This is a genomic window from Cohaesibacter celericrescens, assembly GCF_002866925.1.
GTDB classification, from domain to species: Bacteria; Pseudomonadota; Alphaproteobacteria; order Rhizobiales; family Cohaesibacteraceae; genus Cohaesibacter; species Cohaesibacter celericrescens.
Genome location: NZ_PKUQ01000013.1, coordinates 21,124 through 40,585 on the forward strand (window position 1 = coordinate 21,124; position 19,462 = coordinate 40,585).

General features: G+C 51.0%; 15 protein-coding genes and 1 tRNA gene. 15 read left to right on the forward strand and 1 reads right to left on the reverse strand.

The genetic code is table 11. The annotated features are described in order from the left end of the window. Positions 1–15 precede the first annotated feature (15 nt). The 14 genes from C0081_RS07120 to C0081_RS07180 all read left to right on the forward strand — a co-directional run bounded on the left by C0081_RS07120 (position 16) and on the right by C0081_RS07180 (position 16,626). The gene (locus C0081_RS07120; RefSeq protein ID WP_101533132.1) at positions 16–609 is read left to right on the forward strand and encodes a hypothetical protein; all 594 of its coding nucleotides are present in this window, start codon (positions 16–18) and stop codon (positions 607–609) included. A gap of 273 nt (positions 610–882) precedes the next feature. Beyond that, the gene (locus C0081_RS07125) at positions 883–1,788 is read left to right on the forward strand and encodes a phage capsid protein (RefSeq protein ID WP_101533133.1); all 906 of its coding nucleotides are present in this window, start codon (positions 883–885) and stop codon (positions 1,786–1,788) included. 45 nt (positions 1,789–1,833) lie between these two features. Then, a complete protein-coding gene (locus C0081_RS07130) occupies positions 1,834–2,112 on the forward strand; it encodes a hypothetical protein (protein ID WP_101533134.1) in 279 nt (92 codons plus the stop codon). 98 nt (positions 2,113–2,210) lie between these two features. Then, positions 2,211–2,828, forward strand: coding sequence for a hypothetical protein (locus tag C0081_RS07135; protein WP_101533135.1), 618 nt, complete (start codon positions 2,211–2,213; stop codon positions 2,826–2,828). Positions 2,829–2,838: 10 nt separating this feature from the next. After that, positions 2,839–4,869 (forward strand): phage tail protein, encoded by a 2,031-nt coding sequence (locus tag C0081_RS07140; protein ID WP_101533136.1) that lies wholly within the window; start codon positions 2,839–2,841, stop codon positions 4,867–4,869. A 9-nt stretch (positions 4,870–4,878) separates the two neighbouring features. After that, positions 4,879–5,472: a hypothetical protein gene (locus C0081_RS07145; RefSeq protein WP_101533137.1), complete on the forward strand. Its 594-nt coding sequence runs from the start codon at positions 4,879–4,881 to the stop codon at positions 5,470–5,472. Between the two features lie 10 nt (positions 5,473–5,482). Then, entirely contained in the window at positions 5,483–7,996 is a 2,514-nt protein-coding gene (locus C0081_RS23195) for a hypothetical protein (RefSeq protein ID WP_180966796.1), read from the forward strand. Continuing rightward, complete coding sequence (locus C0081_RS07155) at positions 7,996–13,320, forward strand: LPD38 domain-containing protein (RefSeq protein ID WP_101533138.1); 5,325 nt, start codon at positions 7,996–7,998, stop codon at positions 13,318–13,320. Before C0081_RS23195 ends, C0081_RS07155 begins: the two co-directional genes overlap by 1 nt. Positions 13,321–13,384: 64 nt before the next feature. Further along, on the forward strand, positions 13,385–14,644 hold the full coding sequence (locus tag C0081_RS23080; RefSeq protein WP_180966797.1) for a phage tail fiber repeat family protein: 1,260 nt from the start codon (positions 13,385–13,387) through the stop codon (positions 14,642–14,644). Further along, entirely contained in the window at positions 14,637–15,068 is a 432-nt protein-coding gene (locus C0081_RS07160) for a hypothetical protein (protein WP_101533139.1), read from the forward strand. The genes C0081_RS23080 and C0081_RS07160 overlap by 8 nt, the downstream gene beginning before the upstream one ends. A gap of 95 nt (positions 15,069–15,163) precedes the next feature. Continuing rightward, positions 15,164–15,838, forward strand: a complete 675-nt coding sequence (locus C0081_RS07165; RefSeq protein WP_101533140.1) for an N-acetylmuramoyl-L-alanine amidase — start codon at positions 15,164–15,166, stop codon at positions 15,836–15,838. After that, positions 15,835–16,083 carry a hypothetical protein gene (locus C0081_RS07170; RefSeq protein WP_101533141.1) on the forward strand — a complete coding sequence of 83 codons (249 nt, stop codon included), beginning with the start codon at positions 15,835–15,837 and terminating at the stop codon, positions 16,081–16,083. Before C0081_RS07165 ends, C0081_RS07170 begins: the two co-directional genes overlap by 4 nt. 147 nt (positions 16,084–16,230) lie before the next feature. Then, the gene (locus C0081_RS07175) at positions 16,231–16,416 is read left to right on the forward strand and encodes a hypothetical protein (protein WP_146006423.1); all 186 of its coding nucleotides are present in this window, start codon (positions 16,231–16,233) and stop codon (positions 16,414–16,416) included. A 133-nt stretch (positions 16,417–16,549) separates the two neighbouring features. Then, positions 16,550–16,626: transfer RNA gene (locus tag C0081_RS07180), tRNA-Arg, on the forward strand. Positions 16,627–16,644: 18 nt separating this feature from the next. Here the strand turns inward: C0081_RS07180 and C0081_RS07185 are convergent. Next, complete coding sequence (locus C0081_RS07185) at positions 16,645–17,496, reverse strand: SDR family oxidoreductase (RefSeq protein WP_101533143.1); 852 nt, start codon at positions 17,494–17,496, stop codon at positions 16,645–16,647. A 199-nt stretch (positions 17,497–17,695) separates the two neighbouring features. On the opposite strand from C0081_RS07185, the gene C0081_RS07190 reads away from it, so the two are divergent. Beyond that, entirely contained in the window at positions 17,696–19,459 is a 1,764-nt protein-coding gene (locus C0081_RS07190) for an ArnT family glycosyltransferase (protein WP_101533144.1), read from the forward strand. Positions 19,460–19,462: the final 3 nt, after the last annotated feature.

Consider the following 19,462-nt stretch of genomic DNA (forward strand, 5'->3'; position numbering starts at 1 on the left):
TTTGAAAGTCAACAAATGAAAACCGCAGAATTAAACAGCTCAATAATCAACCGGAAAAAATTGCCACCAAAATTCCCTACTCATATGCACGCACCAAAATTCTGGGAACAACTTGGCCGAACGATCGCTACCTATGGATTTCTTGAGGAAGTATTGGGCAAGGCAATCTTCGCTTTCTCTGCAACAACGAATTACCGCTCAATTGAGATCGATGCGGTCTATCAAGCTTGGCTACCACAGCTTGAGCGGGCTTTAACAGACCCACTGTCGAACTTGGCTGAAGCCTACGGTAAGGCCGCACGCCAGAATCCAGAAACAACGACAAAAAACGTGGATGAATTGGTTGCACATATCAAGAAAGCGGCCGTAATCCGCAATGTTCTTTGCCACGGCTCGTGGCGGATGCCCGACGCCGACGGTGCATCTGTGCCACTATACGTCAATCGGCACAAACAAGTATTTGATGATGCAATAGACTTAGCATATTTAGAGAAAGTTCAAACACATGTCGCCGAGCTGGCTTGTAACGTCAGAGATACAGTAACCCACATGGGATGGCAGTTTCCCGGTGGTGGAGGACCGGGAAAACCAATCATCGAGTGGAGGTAGGTATTTGCTCAGCCCTATGTCAGGGCTGTCTTTAAATCTTGTAAACTGAGTATGGGGCGGCTTTGGAGAAATTGCAGCGCTATATCGGAATTGCTTTGAGTGGAAGAAATAGACCGAAGTTCGAGTCTAAACTCTAGGAGCCATAAAAACCACGGTTGACCGCCCGCCCAGACGGTTAGCGTTGAGTTCAAGCCAGAGCTCAATGCGCCGCCCTTATTCGCAGCCGGTCTTCGAGCCTCTGGCGTGACACTCACGCTATAGAAGGCTGAAGACATGAGTAATGATGCACCGACCTGGTTTGTTGAGCAATATAACAACGGGGTGATCCAGAAATTCCAGTCTGGCGGCTTCCTGATGCAGAGCACTGTTTCTGCTGCTGCCAGCATTGTTGGCACAAAAGCCCATTTCAATATTATGGGCAAAGGCAAGGCGCATAAGAAAAAACGGGGTCAGGCTGCGATTCCGATGAATGCGAAAAAGGGCCGCGAAGAAGCCAACCTCGAAACTTGGGAAGCCTTTGATGAGGTTTACACCTTTGACCTTTCCCGTATGACTGCCAACGAGAAAGAAGCAATCTCGGGAGCAGGGGCCAAGGCCCTTGGCCGCGCGGTCGATGAAGAGCTGTTCGGCTTGTTTAATAGCAAAATGAGCTCCAGTGCTCCAACCGGAGCAGGCGCTGCACCCAATCTGGATGCTAATGGATTGCCCGGAATGGTCGGCGGCTCGGCCGTTGACTTTGACCTCAAGCATTTGCTTTTGATGAGCAACGCGCTTCAGGCGGCTGATGTGCCATGGGATGGCAATATCTTCTGTCCATTGCCTTCCGGCATCTGGAACCAAGCCATGGCCTACAAGCAGTTCAACTCCGCCGACTGGACCGGAGATGATCTGTCTTTCCGCAAAACCACCGTCTCTAAATTCTGGAATGGGGTGCATTTCTTCCTCGCGCCCAATGAGTATTTCATTCAGAACGAGGCGGGTCATTATGACCTGCAGATGTATCACAACTCATCTGCTGGTTGGGCCAACAACACCAAACTCAAATCCATTTGGGATTGGGACAACCGCCTTGGCTGCTGGACCGTGCGCATGGAAACCGAAGGAGCGGCTGCCGGTCTATTGGCCGAAGGCATGGTGCGTGGTCGCTTCAAGATCCCGACAGACATCACCCTGAACTGATCTCCACCTTCACCCAATAATTCTTAGGATTGAGAAAGGGAAAATATGTCTTTCAATCTTGATGGCTTTAAGCGTCTTGCCTCTGTTGGTGCAATCGGCACCGGATCGGGCTCTGTGAAAGCGCTATGCACCTACCACACCAATGACGATGCAGCCGCAGTGGAGACTGCTGGCTATTTCGACAGTCTCGCTCCGGATGATGTGCGTGCTGGCGACTTCATCATGGCGGGTTTGGATATTGATGGTGCTCCGGCGCTCAAAAACTACATCGTCACGGCTGTGACTGCCAGCGTGGTTACGATCGCGGCGCAAACTACCGCATAACCCAAATAGGTGATGCGGGGCTTCAAAACCTCACTTGGTTGCAGGCGGTCCGGTGTCAGATACGCCGGGCCGCCTTTCGTTTGATAGATAGGTGGCGCATGATTGATGAACTAGAAATTGTTCGGGCAGCTTGTAACCGCATTGGTGCGGATGCGCCTGAAGATCTGACCTCGGAACTGTATAGCGGTGTAACGGCACTTCGGGCCTATACCTTGGAAGCCCGCGCTGCTTTGGCTTTGCATCCTTGGTCTTTTGCGCAAGAACTGCATCAACTTTCCCGACTAACCGAGCACCCCATTGCCGGCTATCAATGCATTCATCAATTGCCAGTGAAAGACGTCATCATCGGGGCTGATCGGGTGATCAATGATCCGTCGATCGAAGATGATCATTTCACCGCTTATAAGAAATTCGGCACAAAGATCTATTCAAATGTTGAAGAGCTTTTTGCGGTGATGCGTGTGCAGGTGGGGCCCCATTTGTGGAACCCGCTTTTTGCCAAAGCCGTTTCGACTGGGTTGGCTGGATTTTTGGCCGAAGCACTGGCCAGTGATAGCAAAACCGCAGACCGCTTGATCCATGAAGCTTATGGGGATGCACGCGAAGAGCGCCGGGGTGGCCTAATGCGGGCAGCTATCAATGCGGATGGCTACACAACGCCAAACCGGAAAATGCGCATGGGTGAAAATCTGCTGACAGCAGCGTATTTGAGCTAAGGGGGCGGCAATGGTAGCGAGACCAGGTCGGATCCAAACCACCTATACGGCGGGCGAGCTGGATCCACTCACGTTCGATCGAACCGAACTCAAATATTTTCATTCCGGTGCAAAGCATGTTGAAAATGTCCAGATCCACCCTCAAGGGGGCTTTAGCCTGTGTGATGGACTGCGCCATGTTGATGATTTGTCCGCGACATCGGATCGCTTAATTCCTTTTAAAACCAGTCAGGGGACTGTTTACGACATCGCCTTGCGCGATGGTCATGCGGATGTGCTCGAACATAATGGCATCACAGATGATTTTGCGCTGCCCTTCACCTATGAGCAATTGCCAGAACTGACTTGGGCTCACCGTCAAGATACGATGTTTTTGTTTCACGAAGATGTTGAGACATCCCGCGTCATTGCGACAGATGCCGGTTGGCAGGTGGACGATCTGCCTTATGAGGACATCCCGAACTATGATTATGGCGCCGTCTATGCCAATGGCGAACCCGCAGAATGGGAAATCAACTTTGTAGGATTTGACGACGGCAAGCGTTTTCGGCTGATGGTTTCGGGGCAAGAAACCGTATCGATTTATTATAGCGCAACCGGAGAAACGGTTCGAGCGGCGATAGAGGCCGCTATTCTGGATTTACCGAATGTCGGGGCTGGTATTGTTGTTTCCGTGATTTCTGGCACCAATATCAAAATCACTTTTGCCGGTACTGATAACCAGGGCGATGGCTGGGCAGTATCCGGTACACCAATTGATGATGCCGATGGCGCGATCCCTGCTTTTAAACTCAAAGTTGGCGTTCCTCCTGGCGAACCAATTATTTCCAATCTTCGGGGTTGGCCTCGATGCGGCATGTTTTTCCAGCAAAGATTGATCGCCGGTGGTTTTAGGTCTCGCGCCAACAACTGGATGACCTCTATCACAGGCCGGTATTTTTCGTTCAACACCAAACTGGATGAAGCCAATGGGGCTTTTGTTGTGCCTCTGGACAGTGAAGGCGGGGAGACAATCAATCATGTGATTGCCGGCCGGAATATGCTGGTCTTTACATCAGAGCGGGAATACTGGATTTCCGAACGGGAAATAGACAAAACACAACCAACCGTTCACGTCGAAGCCTCAACGCACGGCACAAAAGCCGGTGTCCCGATCATCAAGAATGAAGGGGCTGCAATATTCTGCCACAAGACTGGATCCGTTCTCTCTGAGTTTCGCTATACCGATGTTGACGGCAATTTTGTCTCTCAACCCATATCGGTGTTGTCTCCTCATCTGTTTGAAGATGTAAAAGACATGGCTTTGCGGAAGGCTTCACTGTCAACCGACGCCAACCTGTTGGGCGTTGTCGATGAGCATGGCCGAATGCGTGCAGGCTTTTTGTTGCGGGAACAAGATGTGACCAGCTTTGGCCGCTTCTCGTCCGGAGTTGGATTGTTCAAGGCTGTCTCGGTCAACAAACGCAATGAAATGTCCGTCATCATAGAGCGCAATGGCACAAGGCGCTTTGAACGTTTTGAGCGCGGACTGTTGTTGGATGCAGCAAAAGCCTTTTCATTTGCATCGCCAGAATTGGAAATCACCGGCCTTGAGCATCTGGAAGGGTTGGATGTTTGGGTGCTTGGTGATGGCGATGTGTATGGGCCGTTCACTGTTTCTGCTGCCAGCATTAATTTGGATGTGGCCGTTCAGTCTGGTGAAGTCGGGCTGTTTGCGCCACCCGTAGTCGAAACGTTGCCGCCTCCTAGAGATATCGGCCCTCACACCGTATTGCGCCGCAAAGCCCGCATTCATTCTGTTTGGATCTCGGTTGTCGACACAACATCATTGGCTGTCTCGGTCAATGGCAAGCCGGCGGTTGATGTCGCGCTTCGTGACTATGACCCTGATTTAGAAAATCCGGAACTGGACGATGGGTTTACAGGTCTTGTGGAATTGAGAGGTCTGACGGGGTTTTGCGACGAACCAACAGTCACCATCACGCAATTGCGCCCAGGGCGCTTGTCTGTTCGTTCGATCACGGCCGAGGCCAAATTATAGGAGAGACCTATGGCGATGCTTGTTAGTGGAATTGGTGCGTTACTTGGTGGTGGCGGAGCAGCTGCTGCAGGAACTGCGGCTGCTGGTGCAGCTACCGCTGGCGCGGCTGCAGCAACAACGGCGGCGGCCACAACCGCGACGGCTGCAACGGCCACAGCCGGTCTGGGTACTGGCCTTTCCGCAGGAACAATCCTGAAAGGTGTGGCAGGTTTTGCCAGTGCCGTCGCGGGCCTGATGGGGGCTGACGCACAGGCCGAGCAATTCGAAATGAAGGCTGAAGAGTCTGAAATGCAGGCGCACGATGAACAGGCCAAGGGATTGCAGCGCACCACGGGTATTAAACGCCAGCTCATGAAAGCCTTGGGCGAGAACGCTGTGAAGTTTGCGGCGTCAGGTCAATTGGTTGGTGAAGGTGTTTCTGAAGACAACGCTTTGACGCTCGAAGAAAGATCGGTTCAGGACATAACGGTCGATCGCGCTGATACGGACGCACGCATGGCAATGCACCGTGCGCGGGCTGCTGGTTGGCGTCGTGTTGCCGGCCGCACCCGTTCCGCTGGCAGCATGGGAGCGTTGGCTGGTTTTGTTGGATCGTTTGGTTAAGGAGTGAACTATGCCTAATCGTCAAGCTAGAAGTCCTGGCAAATTAGCTCGTTTGGAAACCCAAGGCCAAGTGAGCACCAAGCCTGGCTTTGCCGTTGATGCCAATGCGGGGGTGTTTCGTGCATTGCAAGTGGATCTGCGCCGAATGGGAAACGCCCTTGGCAGTATGGCCGATCGGGCTATGAAACACCGAGAACAGGCTAGCATTGAGGCGGGTAAAACCCAAGGCCAGTTTGATGGCTATAACGTTGATCTGGGGACCGGTGCTAAATCAACCAAATTTGATGGTGATCTTAAATCTGGAATTGCTTCGTCAGCACAAGCTCTCGGGATCAATCCGATTGATCTAGCAACGGCTATTTCCTATGAGACGGCCGGGACATTCGATCCGACAAAAAAAGGGCCAACCACCCAATGGGGGCAGCATCGCGGGCTTATCCAGTTTGGTGAACCGCAGGCCAAGAAGTTTGGTGTCGATTGGAATGATCCGATTGGTTCCCAGTTGGGGCCTGAAGGTGCAGTGGTCAAATATCTCAAAAACGCCGGTGTTAAACCAGGCATGGGCTTGTTGGATATCTATTCGGCAATCAATGCTGGTGGTGTTGGCAAATATACCGCTTCTGATGCGAACAACGGCGGCGCGCCCGGTACAGTGCGTGACAAAGTCCAGAACCAAATGGCCGGACATAAAGCCAAGGCTGAAAAGTTGTTTGCCAATCAGCAACTAGCTGGATCCGGCAGACCTGGGCCGTCTGGTCCGGCACTGGCGTTGCGACAAAATCAGTCCGTTATGGGCAAGGCCTACCAAGGTGCGCAAGATCGTGCCATTAGCCGTCGTCTTCCGCTTGAAGTCACCCAACAACTCGATGGCATTTATGAAGAATATAAAGATGATCCCAACGCTTTGATTGCTGCATTTGATCAAGCCGAAGGCAATGTTCTGGATCGGTTGCAGAAATTGTCATCTGACCCCGAACTGTTGCAGCTTGGCCGTGAAACCTTTGCCCGCAAAAGACGTGTTTATGAAAAATCTGCGATGGCAGAGGAAGACAAGCGCGTGCGTGATGGTGAACGGGCTGATTTTGACGAAGTGAACAAATCATCCCGAACCAGCCTTCAAAGGCAAGCATATTTGGTGGGAGACGATGCAGAATCCGGTGCTGACCTCGATGTCGCCATGAATGACAATTTGTCCAATATCGAAGATGCACTTGAGGCCGGTTTGATTTCCCCGCAATTTGCGGCAAAAGAGAGCAAAGCCATTTTCGATACTGTGACCATGGCACGGTTGGAAGGGGTTTTTGATAGTCTGCCTGGGCCTGACGAAAAAGAAGCCTTCGTCGCGGACTTGAAGGAAAACTGGACCAAGGGTGAAGAGCTCCTGAAAGATCTTTCCCTCGAGCAAGTGCAAAAGCTCGAGCGGACTTTTGCCGGTGTTATTTCAAGCGAGCGCCGTCAGGCGACTGCAGATGTCAAACTTCAGACCAAAAAAATGCAACGCTTGATCGGCGATGATTTGACGTCGATCGGGCAAACAGGTGTTGGTCTTGCCATAGATGGCGATGAGTTGAGTTTTGATGAGGTTAAATCGGTTCTGGGGATCGATGCGGCAAATGAATGGCAGCGGAAAAGACAGATCCAGACAGCATCCTTTAATGCAGTGACTGGCCTCGATCTGTTGCCGGTCAACGAAATGATGACGCGGTTGGAAGGCTTGGAGCCAAAGCCCGGAAGCGCTGGTTATGTGGACCAAATGGCTATCGTAAAAGCAGCCACAACAGAAGCCAAACGCATTGCAACATTGCGCAAGGAGGATCCAGCAGAAGCGGTTGATCAAGCCTTTGATGAGTTGCAGCCTTTGAAAGAACAGGCCTATGGCGGTGATCTTGCTGCGATGGAACAGCTGATTAATGGCCGGATGGATGCACAGGAAACGCTGGGCATTTCTGATTATTCCAAGGCCCCTCTAACCAATGTAGAGCTGGAAGCGATTGCGCGACCGTTGGCTGGTGAAGTGGACAAACAGGCTTGGTTGGAAATGGCCTTCAAGCTTGATCAAACCTACGGCCCCAATGCTGATGAAGTCATGGCACAGATCATGCGCTGGAAAGGCATGCATAAAGATGTGGCGGCCGCAGCTACAGGATATCTAAGAAAGCTTTCACTGGGTGAACAGCCAAGCCGCCTTGAAGCAAAAAGCCAAGGTGAGAAGCTTGGGGCTTTGACTTCAGAGCAAGCAATGGACGGTCAATTCGAGACGGTGAAGTGGAAGCTCAAGCCCGACGATGGCGTGATAAATGCCTTGATTGCAAATCCGGATAGGGCGGACCAGTTTGATGAGGCTTTTGGTGAGGGTGCCGCAGCGTTTTATTTTCGCGCACAAGAACGAAGCAGACTGCAAACAAATCACTATGTGAGAACACTTTCACGCAAGGGCATTAGCATCCAGCCTGATGGATCAGAAAACTACGACCCAGAGTTACAAAGAAGGTCGCGCGAGAAATCTCCGAAGGGTGCAAATTAATGGAAAATCAACAAACGGAAAAACCAGCAATTCCTGAAACGAATTTTTTCGCACAATACTATAAGGGTGAGCCTGCCGGTCTTTCTCAAGCGCCGCGACCTGGTCTTGCCGAGCGCTTTTACATCAATATGGAAGCGGCCACGCGTCAGGGCACGGTTGTGGGTGCGCTGCGCGATGTGTCTCGCCCTGAAAATCGCCATCGCTTTGATAGTCGGCTGGAAAGTTTTCCTGAATGGGAAGGTGCCACAGAAGGATTGGCTGCCCTTTCCGGGCAGTTGGCGGGTACCTTCGTTGACGCTGAACGCAGTGTTCCACATTTGGAGAATTTTCTGCCGATCGGGCTTGGTGAAAAAGCAGTTGCTTTGACCGGCCATGGCTTGGCGTCCCTGCGTGCCAGACTGTTTGCTGGTGCGCTCGATGCTGCGGCGGTCAATGCCGTGACTGATGGCAGCATTCAAGGGATAGAGATGGGAGCCGGATTTCGCGACGAGCTCGATCCTGTTCAGTTTTTTAGCTCTGTTGGTTTGGGTGCGGTGATTGGTGGTGCTATGGGCCCCATCACACACCGCGCCAATCCTGACGCAAAAGCAGCCCATGACATTTCTGAATGGTCAAAGGATCAGGCGTTTGCAGATCCAGCCCGTCAATCTGATCTGCTAGACAATGCGGTGCGTTCCGAACCTATGGACGCACCCAGAATGAATCTGGATACGCCAGAGGGCGCAAATCTCGATATGGGCGACATTTCTCCGCTCACAGACGCAAAACGCGCTCTAAAGGTCTCTGGTGCCGATTTGGAACCCGTCGCCTTGGGTGATCGGTTGCAGCCAAGGCCAGACATCCCCCAATCACGTCCGGACGTGCAACAGATGGCCATTGATGACGGCAAGCTGGCAAACAATGGCAAATGGTCGATGGATGAACCTGATATTGTCGGGGAAGGGCGCTTTGGTCCGGTGCTAGACATCGAGGCCCACGGCAAACACTGGAACAAGGTTGCGGCGCGTCTGAAAGAAATGGATACAGGGGAAGCGCCCAAAGCACTGGATCATCCTGAATTTGGCGACATCGATGTGGTTTGGGGCGAGTATGACCCAACAACCCAAAAGGGATATGGGCTCAAAAAAATAGCAGAAAAGCACCCTGAAGTGCTCGACAGTTTGCCCGATATAATTCGCAACAGTAAGGTCTTTAGTCTAAATGAAAACCGAGTGCGACTGCTACATGGTGAGAACCATGTCAGTGTCGTAGGCTTAAACTGGATGGGGGAGGAAAAAGTTTGGCTTCTTACTTCGTTCGAAGACATTAAAGGCAGATCCTTAAGAGACCAGCGCTCTAGCGGTACTATGGGGCGCGGTAGAGGTCACCAAGGGGACACGTCCTCCTCTTCGCTGGCTGATACAAATATAGACCCCAAAGGTGGTAAAATCAAGGAAAGCCGGCGTGTCGAAAGTGGTACGGAGCGCTCCGAAAGTCACCAGACTGATACACACAGCTCGTCTGCCGCGCCGACAGATCAAGATATGCGCTTTCCTGCAGTCGATGGCAAAGCCGATCCGGATCTGGATGCCGTTATTGCCCAAATGGATGCTGAAGTAGAGCCAATGTTGCAAGCCCGTCTTGGGCAGATGACAGGGGAAGTCAAACGATCATCTTATGGTGTAGCGCGGGGCACGGTTATTGAACAGCATAAGGCGACCGGCCTGCGGCTCTTGGACATCACAAACCGGTTGATTGATTTGACCGGTGTTGCTGCCGTACGCCAGGGCGTAAAGAAACCACTGGGGCAAAGCAAAAAAGGTGTAATGGGTACGCACAATAGAAAAACCGGAGTGATCCGGTTGAAGGATCCCAACGACTTTGAAGTTTCTGCCCATGAGGTTGGTCACCATATTGATCAACGTCTTGGTGATAAATTCGCAGATTTGATGGTACTCTATCGCAGTGAGCTGGAACCGATGGCTCCGAGTGGATACGAACCTGAACTTTGGTTATCTGAAGGGTTTGCGGAGTTTTTCAGATCATTCCTGACCAATCCCAATTATGCATCCAAACAGGCCCCGCGGTTCAATAGAGCCTTTGCTGATTTTCTCGCAGAGACCAAACCGGAATGGTTGAAGGGGTTTGTTGATATTCAGGACACCTATCATGCTTGGCGCACGATGCCGTCCGGCGAAGCGGTTTCCAATTCAATCGTCACCACCAAACGCAAAGGACTGGTAGGGCAGGCGCTTGATGAGGCCAAAAGAACCGGCATTGGCCAATCAATCGGAGATCGCTTTCACAATGCCTATACCGATTTCATCGATGCAAAACACCCGATCCAACAGGCTGTGACCGAGCTTTCCAAGGTGTTCTCTGAAAATACCGGCAAGAAAATGGATCTCAAGGTCAAAGATGATCCTTACAAATTGGCCCGCATGATGGAAGGTGCACAAAGCGCCGGGCATATGGATCTAATGCATGGCGTCCATGGCTACCAAAGCTTGAACCCTGAAGGCCCTGCATTGCGCGATGCGATCATTTTTTCTCAAGGTGGCGGCAATGTGCTGTCAAAATGGGATGAAGCGATTAATCAGGACTTTGGCTCCTATCTCTGGTCTCGCCGAGCTCTTGGAGAGTATGATCGGTTAGAAGTTGGCGACATTCCCAATGCTCCGGACAAGTTCACCAAAGGTGATCACGTATTGAACGTCCAAGAGTTGGAAGCCGCCCATCCTCATTTTCGCCAGGCTGCACAAATGGTGCATGAATGGAACCGCAATCTTTGGAAGAAAAAATATGATGCCGGTTTGATCAGCCAAGATCAATTTTTGGATGGTTTGGCCATCAAAGACTATGTGCCAGGTCTTCGCAAACAGGATTATCCGGGCAATACGAAGGTCGAAGGCAAGGGCGCTCGATCTGGCAAACAGGCGCAAGTGAACCGGTTTAGAGGCTCCAATCTGGATGTGATCAATCCGCTTGAAAGCCTGATGATGGATGCCTATGAAACCTCGATCGCGATCGCCCATAATGACATGATCAAGAGCCTGAAGCGTTTGGGTGACATGGCTGGTCATGGATCTGGCCGGATTGTCGAAGAGATACCCGCTCGTGAAATGCGGGCCAGTATCATCGATCCAATTGAAGCGGTGGAAGCGGCGGCCAAACAAAAAGGTTATTCAAAAGCTGACTTCTCGGTGGTCCGCGATGCATTGGAAGCTTCCTTGGGTGACGAGAAAGCACGGCTTTTCCGGCCTGAAGTTATCTCAGAAAATGGGCAACCGATTGTGTTCTACCGCGATGGCGGGCAATTGCGGGCTTTGCGCTTGGCAGATGGCGAGCTTGGACAGCTGCTGTTTCAGACATTTTCGCTGATGAACAAATCAGAACAAAACATGCTAACAGACATGCTTGCGGCATCTGCCAGTATGTTGCGGACTGGTGTAACGGCGGCGCCCGAATTTATTGCCGCGAACATCATCCGGGATCAGGTCATGGCGGCGATTTTCTATGGCAAACCGTTCAAGCGCCTGAAAGCCACCATTCAAGGTGCGAGAGACGAACTGTTCAGTCGGGATGCCTCACGGCACTATAACGCTATGGGCGGCATCATGGGTGGTGAGAATGTTGCTTCACTACGCAATGGTGCGCTCAATCGAGATCTGAAGGCTCTCGAGAAAAAGGGCTTTGTCACCTCAAAACTGGCCAATCCTCTGACCAGCCCCTATCAGTTTGCCAAGGGATTGGCATCTATCACCGAGATCTCGGAAACCGCCACGCGTCTTGGTCTGTTTAAAAGCTTTTTTGACGAAGCAAAATTGAGGGGACTTGATGACTTTGAAGCAGCAACCGAGGCGGCTTGGTTGGCTCGGGATCATATCGACTTTGACCGGCGCGGCCTGCAAATGGTGGCGCTTTCGCGTATTGTTCCGTTCCTCAATGCCAGTCTGCAAGGCATCGACAAAACCACGCGTTTGATGATCACACCTTTGGCCAAGAAGGCAATGGGCAAAGTTTTGACGATCGAGGATCAAAGGGCCTTGCCGCAAGCCGTTAAAGCCTGGGCGCGATTGTCAGGTCTCACCGTGATGGGAATGAGCCTTCATGCCTTGATGAGCCAACATGATGAGTATCATGAGATCTCGGAAACCACACGCGCCACGCATTGGATGGTAAAGACCGGAAACAAATGGACGGCAATCCCCAAACCTTTCGAATTGGCCATGATCCTGAATATCGGAGAAGCCGTTTACGACGGAGTGATCAATGAAGATCCAACTGCTCGTGAGCGCTATATGGATGGATTGTTCCAGGTCTTGTTGCCACCCAATATTATGGAGAGCAACCCGATTGTGAAAAGCTATTTCGAGGCAAAGAGCAACAAGGATTTCTTCACCGGTGCCGAGATCATTCCGGATCAATTGAAGGGCCTTGAGCCTCAATTGCAATATACTGCCCGTACCTCGGAGCTTACCAAACAGATTGGTGACCTTATGGGCTGGTCGCCTGCGCTTACCGAAAAGATGATAACCAATTTTACCGGCGGATTGGGCCGCTCTGCTTTGTCTCTCTATGATGCTTTTGGTAGCGACAAGCCGGGACAGTCTCTTGACGATATGGCCATATTGCGACGTTTCATCAAGTCAGCATCAAAGGGCTCGCGCTCGGTTCGAAAGTTTTGGGAATTGGTTGCTCCTAGTACAGGGGAATTTGAAGGTGCGGTTAAGAGCTACGCGGCCATGCTTGAAGCTGGTGACAGCGCCGGAGCTGCTGACTATCTGGGCAGCCTTGGCGAAGAACAACGGGTTTATCTTGTTTCGCGCAATCTGGAAGGAAAACCAGCCAAAACCAAAAAACTGCATCCGCTTGATCGTGCGCGGCGTGCTGTGCGGGCAATCACCCAGTTGCGCAAGGATCTGGCAGATAGTGATGCACAGACTGCCGATGACACGATTACCAATATTCCACGAAATGATCGTGGTGCCATCGTTGATATCTTGGAAAATATCGCAGTCAAAGAAGCGCGTAATGCTCTTGTGATGCTCAATCAACCGGGATGGAAACATCGCGGATTGATGGATATTGATGGCCATTATCGTGAATTGGAAGTGGTAAATCCTGCGATCTTGGAGGCATTGGCCGATCGTTATGCGACCGGCGGTGTCGTTTCGTTTGAAACGATAAAAGAGATCTGGCCGGACTATCGCAAGCGACTTTTGGAAGATGGAACAGAAGCACCCTTGGGAGATTTGGCGGTTTTGGCCGGACGCGAAACAGAGCTGCAGGGCAGCAAAATCAAACGGACTGCAAAGCCAGAGATACCAGGGGAGGCCAACTGATCGGCGGTTGACCGAACGAGCCAACTGGCATGATGGGATACGCCAATTTTGCGGGGAACCCATCATGCCTGAAAATGCAATCACCCAAGACGATCGGGAAATCTTTTATACGGCGGTGGCCGATCAGACTGAATTTCCTGTCACATTCAAATTTCAGCAAAATCAGGATCTGGAAGTTGGTACCGTCGCTGAAGATGGCGCCTTCACCGAGCTTTCACTGGGTGCTGACTATCAGGTGAGTGGTGCTGAAGGCGACAATGGCGGCAATGTCTCGTTGGTGGTGCCGGCCACAGATGACACACTCTACCGCATACGCGGCAAAGCCACTCTCGAACTCAATAAAAAACTGACTGGCGCGCGCTATAGTCCAGCAACGACCAACAGTCTATTCGAACGCTGTCTTATCTGGATCGTAGAAAATACGCGTGACGTTGGAGCGGTTAATGCCATCATTGATACTCTCTCGAATATCACACTTCCTGCACTGAATGCACTTGGCGTCACCATGGGTGAACAGGTCACGGCAGCAACTCAGGCAAAGACTGACACTCAAGATATTCGGGATGAAGTCATTGATCTAAAAAAAGCAGCAGAGGACGCCGCTGAAGCTGCAGAAGAGGCAACCCCGCCTTTCCCGATTTCGCAAGTTATAGATCTGCAAGATGGGTTAGATGGCAAAGCTGAAGCAACCCATAATCACGCGATTTCCGATATTACAAACGTTCATTCAAATTTTAATCTGGAAGCTGGCACGTTTGTTACAAGCGTTCCAGTGCTTCGTGTGCTGACATCCAGCACCACTTGGGCTAAGCCGGCAAAACTAGCCTATCTCGTCATTGAAGTTTGGGGTGGCGGCGCTGCCGGCGGAGCAAGTGGCACAGGTGGAGGCACCACATCTTTTGGCGCTCATGCCATAGCAACTGGTGGTGCGACAGTGGGGTCAAATGCAAATAACACCTACCCGTCACGGGGTGGAGTTGGTACGTCGGGCGATGTTCTTCTGCGAGGCCAATCGGGTGGTAGCATGGGCGCATCTGGATATGGTGGCATGGCAGGGTCAGCACCCAGAGGCGGCGGCGGTGGCGGTTACCAATATCCCGTAGGGACTGCAATCCATGACGGTGGTGAATTTGGTGGAGGTGGTGCATCCAGTACCACCGGCAAGGGACATGGCGGTGGCGGCGGTTACGCCATGGCTATTGTAGATGCAGATAATTTGAGCGCGACAGAGTTAGTAACTGTAGGCGCAGGGGGCACTCCAGATGGCACAAACGGTGCCGGTGGTGCCGGTGGCGTGATTGTTACGGAGTATTACAATGGTTAAGTCTGCAAAAATTGAAGATGGTGTTGTGACTAATGTTATCGTCGGACTATTGCTTGACCACATTAAAATTCCAGAAGAGCAGCAAGTTGGCATTGGATGGTCTTGGAATGATGTAGAAGGTTTTTCAGCACCCGCCGAGCCTGCCTTAGACCCATTAACTGTCGCTGATTTTGAAGCCGCCATCCAATCTCTTATTGATGAAACAGCGGTAGCCAAGCTTTATGCCAGCGGGGTTGCTCTGGCCTCTTACGCAAATTCTACTAACCCGCAATGGGCCGCTGAAGCGGCAATCTTCATCGCTTGGCGTGACGCTGTTTGGCTGCACTCGTATTCTGAAATGGCTAAGGTGCAGGCGGGTACAAGAGCTATGCCTACAATTGACGAAATCCTAGCAGAGCTGCCAGCCATCAATTGGCCTGATTAATCCCAGTAGGAAGTTCAATAGCAATCGGGGGAAGTTGACGAGCCAAAAGACCAGATATTCTAAACGCATGACAGTGACAATCTTGGAGAAGCGTCATGCGCAAAATTTATGAACTCATTTGGCATTGCACAGCGACACCCGAAGGGCGTGAAGTTTCGGTAGCAGAAATTGATAGTTGGCACAAACAGCGCGGCTGGAACGGCATTGGCTATCACAAGGTTATCCATCTTGACGGCAGCGTTTCGTCGGGCCGCCCACTTTGGAAAATGGGTGCTCATGTGCGGGGGCATAACCGTGGAACCATCGGCTATGTTTATGTTGGTGGGTTGGACAGTCACAAACGGCCAAAGGATACGCGGACTGAGGCACAGAAACGAACCATGATCCGGTTAAGCCAGGAAGCTGTTCGTGATCATGGCGTCAGAAAAATCTCTGGTCATCGCGATTATGCCGCCAAGGCTTGTCCGTGTTTTGATGCATCGGGTGAATATCGCTGGATTACAAATGGCTTCCCAAAAAACGATCCGGTAAAATTGACCAGCTCACGCACGATGAAAGGCAGCACAACGGCCTTGGTCGGCGGGGCAGGGCTGTCTCTCAATGATGGCATCGATCTGTTTTATGAGATCCAGAATGGGTTTGATCAAATTCAAATTGGTTCAATCATTGGTACTGCCGTTGGTTTGGCGATCATATGCGGGGCTGCCTATGCGCTCTATGCACGGTGGGACGATGCCGGACGGCCAACACCGACGGAAATTTTCACATGATGAATATGCTCGCCTGGTTGGTCGGATCCAGATTAGGTCGTTGGGTTGCATCAGCTCTCGTTGTCATTGCTCTAGTCGGGTATGTCGCCCTTTCGTTCTATCGCCGTGGCCTAAACGCAGAACAAACCAAACGAACAGCCAAAGCCCTTAAGCGACTTAAAGAAAGGATCGGGACAGATGAGACTATTCGTCGTATGCCTGTTGATGAGCGTCGCAAGCGCCTGTCAGACGACTGGGGATCCTGATTGTGGCGGACTGTCGCCTATTATCCCCAAAAAAGAAGATGTCTCAAAACTGCCCGATCACCTGGTCGATCAGATCCTGATCAATAATGAAACGGGGCGTAAAAATTGTGGCTGGAAGCGGAATGGTGAACGATAGATATGTTGGAGATGACAACCAAAGATTTCGCCTATTTCATAGGATTAGCGATAGCCGTTGCGGGTTCTCATTTTATGTTACGGGCAAAAGTCATGGTGCTGGAAGAACGGCTAAAAGGCTATTCAAAGGCAATGCAGCGCATATTTGACACGCTTGAGCGTATAGAAACAAAGCTTGATGATAAGGCTGACAAATAGATTGAAATCCCTAATTGTTACCCTTAAAAGAGGCCTTCAAAGATGCAAAGTCTCATATGAGACATGAGACGGCCTTTTTAGCGTCTCACAGTACCAATTAAGAAGCTAAATAAATATTTAGTTTCAAATAGTTGGCCCCTTAGCTCAGTTGGATAGAGCAGCTGACTTCTAATCAGCAGGTCGCACGTTCGAATCGTGCAGGGGTCACCACTTCCTTCAATATATGTGTCATGCATTCCGCTGTTGCTTGAAATGATCCAGCAGGCTTTTGCAACCATGTTGCTCGCCAACCATATGCATTCCCATCGCACACAAGAAGAACTGAATTGGTCCATGGAACGACAAAGGTGTAATTTTGGGTAAAACCCAAAGCGCGCAACGACGGATAGCATCAGGCAGATAGCTGATTTTTGCAGGTTTACCCAATGCATCAAAGGCCAACGATGCAAGCTCTGTATGGGTAAAGATATCAGGTCCCCCGACATCTAACCAATCTTTCTCAGAAGCAATTGTTTGTGCTGTGGCCGCCGCCAGATCCTCTCCATCAATAGGATTGATTTGATGTGATCCCTTACCAAACAGCCACACCCGACCCGCGCGGGCCATCGTCAAAAAATCGGACATATCAGAGAAATAGCCGCTGGGTGCAATCACTGTACTTTCGATGGGGGACGAAACCAAACAATCGACAAACGCCTGTTTAGCAGAGACCAACGCGACATTTGTCATTTTATCACCATTCAGAACGTGAATATAACCAAATCTTTTGACACCTGAAGCTATGGCTTCTTGCAGAAGGTTTATGTTTGCCTGAAAATCGACGTCTTGATAACGAAGACCGTCCCGCTGTCGGGTTATACCTAACGATGAAATGACCAAATCGCATCCGCTCATGATGCCAGTGAGTGTTTCCGGGCAGGTGGCTTCCGCTTCAACGAACGCGTCAGCAACAAGTCCCGTGTGTCGGGCACGCGCACTATCTCTTACTAACGCTCGTACCGACCATCCCCTCTTTTGATACTCACGGCACAAATGACGGCCAAGATAGCCTGTAGAACCAGCAATAAATACAGTTGGCATATCACTCTCACGATAAAGCAAAAAAACATGGATAGATCAGAGACAGCAGGTATCAAGATAAAATTCAATCTTTAGACTGCGCGCTGTTCACATTAGAATTTGCATCAACACTGTGCAATGGCGATCAAATCCGCTATGACGAACGAAGATCGTACTTAAGCTCAATCGAGCCCACAGCCAGAGACCCAAAGAGACAACTATGTCAGACCTCGGCCCTTTTCCGCATGATCCAAATTACGCCAACGAGCAACCCCATTGGCATGAGCAAAGGCCGCGTTCGCAGGAAGAACCAGATTGGATCACCTCCCTCAGTGATGCTATTGAAAGCGGATTGAAATCCCTTTGTTCTTCACGCCTGAAGGCGTTTTTCGCGTTAATGCTATTTGCTTTGGTCTGCTTTCTACCCGGGTTCAATTCGATTCCTCCGGTGGATCGTGATGAACCCCGCTTTGCACAAGCGTCAAAACAAATGATGGAATCCGGCGACTATATCGACATTCGCTATCAAGACGGCACACGATATAAAAAACCGGTTGGCATTTACTGGCTTCAAGTCCTCAGTGCCACGGCGACAGGCATGAAAGAAGAGGCCCCTATTTGGGCTTTTCGCATTCCGTCACTGGTCGGTGCACTCTTAAGCGTCGGCTTTACATTTCTTATCGGCATGCGCATGGCCTCGGTACGCGTTGGTTTTTTGGCGGGGCTCGGCATGGCTGCAGCGATTCTACTCGGTGTAGAAGCAAGACTAGCCAAAACGGATGCGATGCTGTTGGCGACGATTATGGCTGTGCAATGGGTGCTATGGGAACTGTATGAAAATCGCACAGGACTAACCAAAGGGCAGGGCGTTCTATTCTGGTTTGCGCTTGGTGCCGGAGTTCTGATCAAAGGTCCAATCATTCTGATGGTAAGCGGTTTGACAATTGCCCTGCTGGCAATTCAAGAGCGCTCCATTGCCTGGCTCAAAGGCAGCCGTTGGAAAATCGGTTTTCCTTTATTCCTCCTCATCACACTTCCATGGTTCATCGCCATCGGCATTCATACCGATTGGGGCTTCTATCTGGAATCCATTGGCAAAGATATGATTGGTAAAGTAGCCTCTGGCAAGGAATCCCACGGAGCCCCTCCGGGCACTTATCTGGCGGCAACCATAGGGACATTCTGGCCCGTATCCGTATTTGTTATTTTGTCAGCGGTCTGGATTTGGAAGGAGCGAAAACAAAAAGCCGTGCGCTTTGCTCTTTCCTGGATTGTGCCTATCTGGATAATCTTTGAATTCGTCCCCACCAAATTACCGCACTATATTCTGCCCGTTTTGCCTGCACTCGCAATTTTGACTATGCTGGCTTTGGAGGCCCGCTCAACCAGCTGGACAAGGCTTTGGGGCAAAATCGTCGCGCTGCTTATTCCGATCGTGGCCATCATTCTTGGGCTGGGCGCTCCGATCGCATTGATCGTATTGGAAGGCTCCATAAACCCTGCGGCATTCGGTCTGGGCCTGGTCGCGGCCGGATTGGCCATGCTGAGCTACGCCATTTTGACGCGCGGTCGTGTAATGGCCGCTTTTGTCTTGGCCGCCATGACTGGTCCAATTCTTTATCTCTCAATCCACGGAACAATTTTCCCCGCCTTTCATTCAGTTTGGCTATCGAACCAAATGGTTGAGGCTGCTGAAATCGTCAAGCCATGCGAAAGCACAGAGGTGGCTAGCGCAGGTTATGCCGAACCAAGTTTGGTCTTCTTGATGGGAACCGATACGGTGCTCACCGACGGTAAAAATGCGGGCCAGTTTCTGCTTGAAGCAGGATGCCGATTAGCCATTGTTGAGCGCGGTCAGGAAAAGGCGTTCTTCGATATTTTGGCTGAGAAACAGGCCAAGATCGAAGAAGTGACCCGTGTGGAAGGGTATAAATTGAATGGCGGGAAATGGCAGTCCTTCGGCCTGTATCGGCTCAAAATGTAGCCC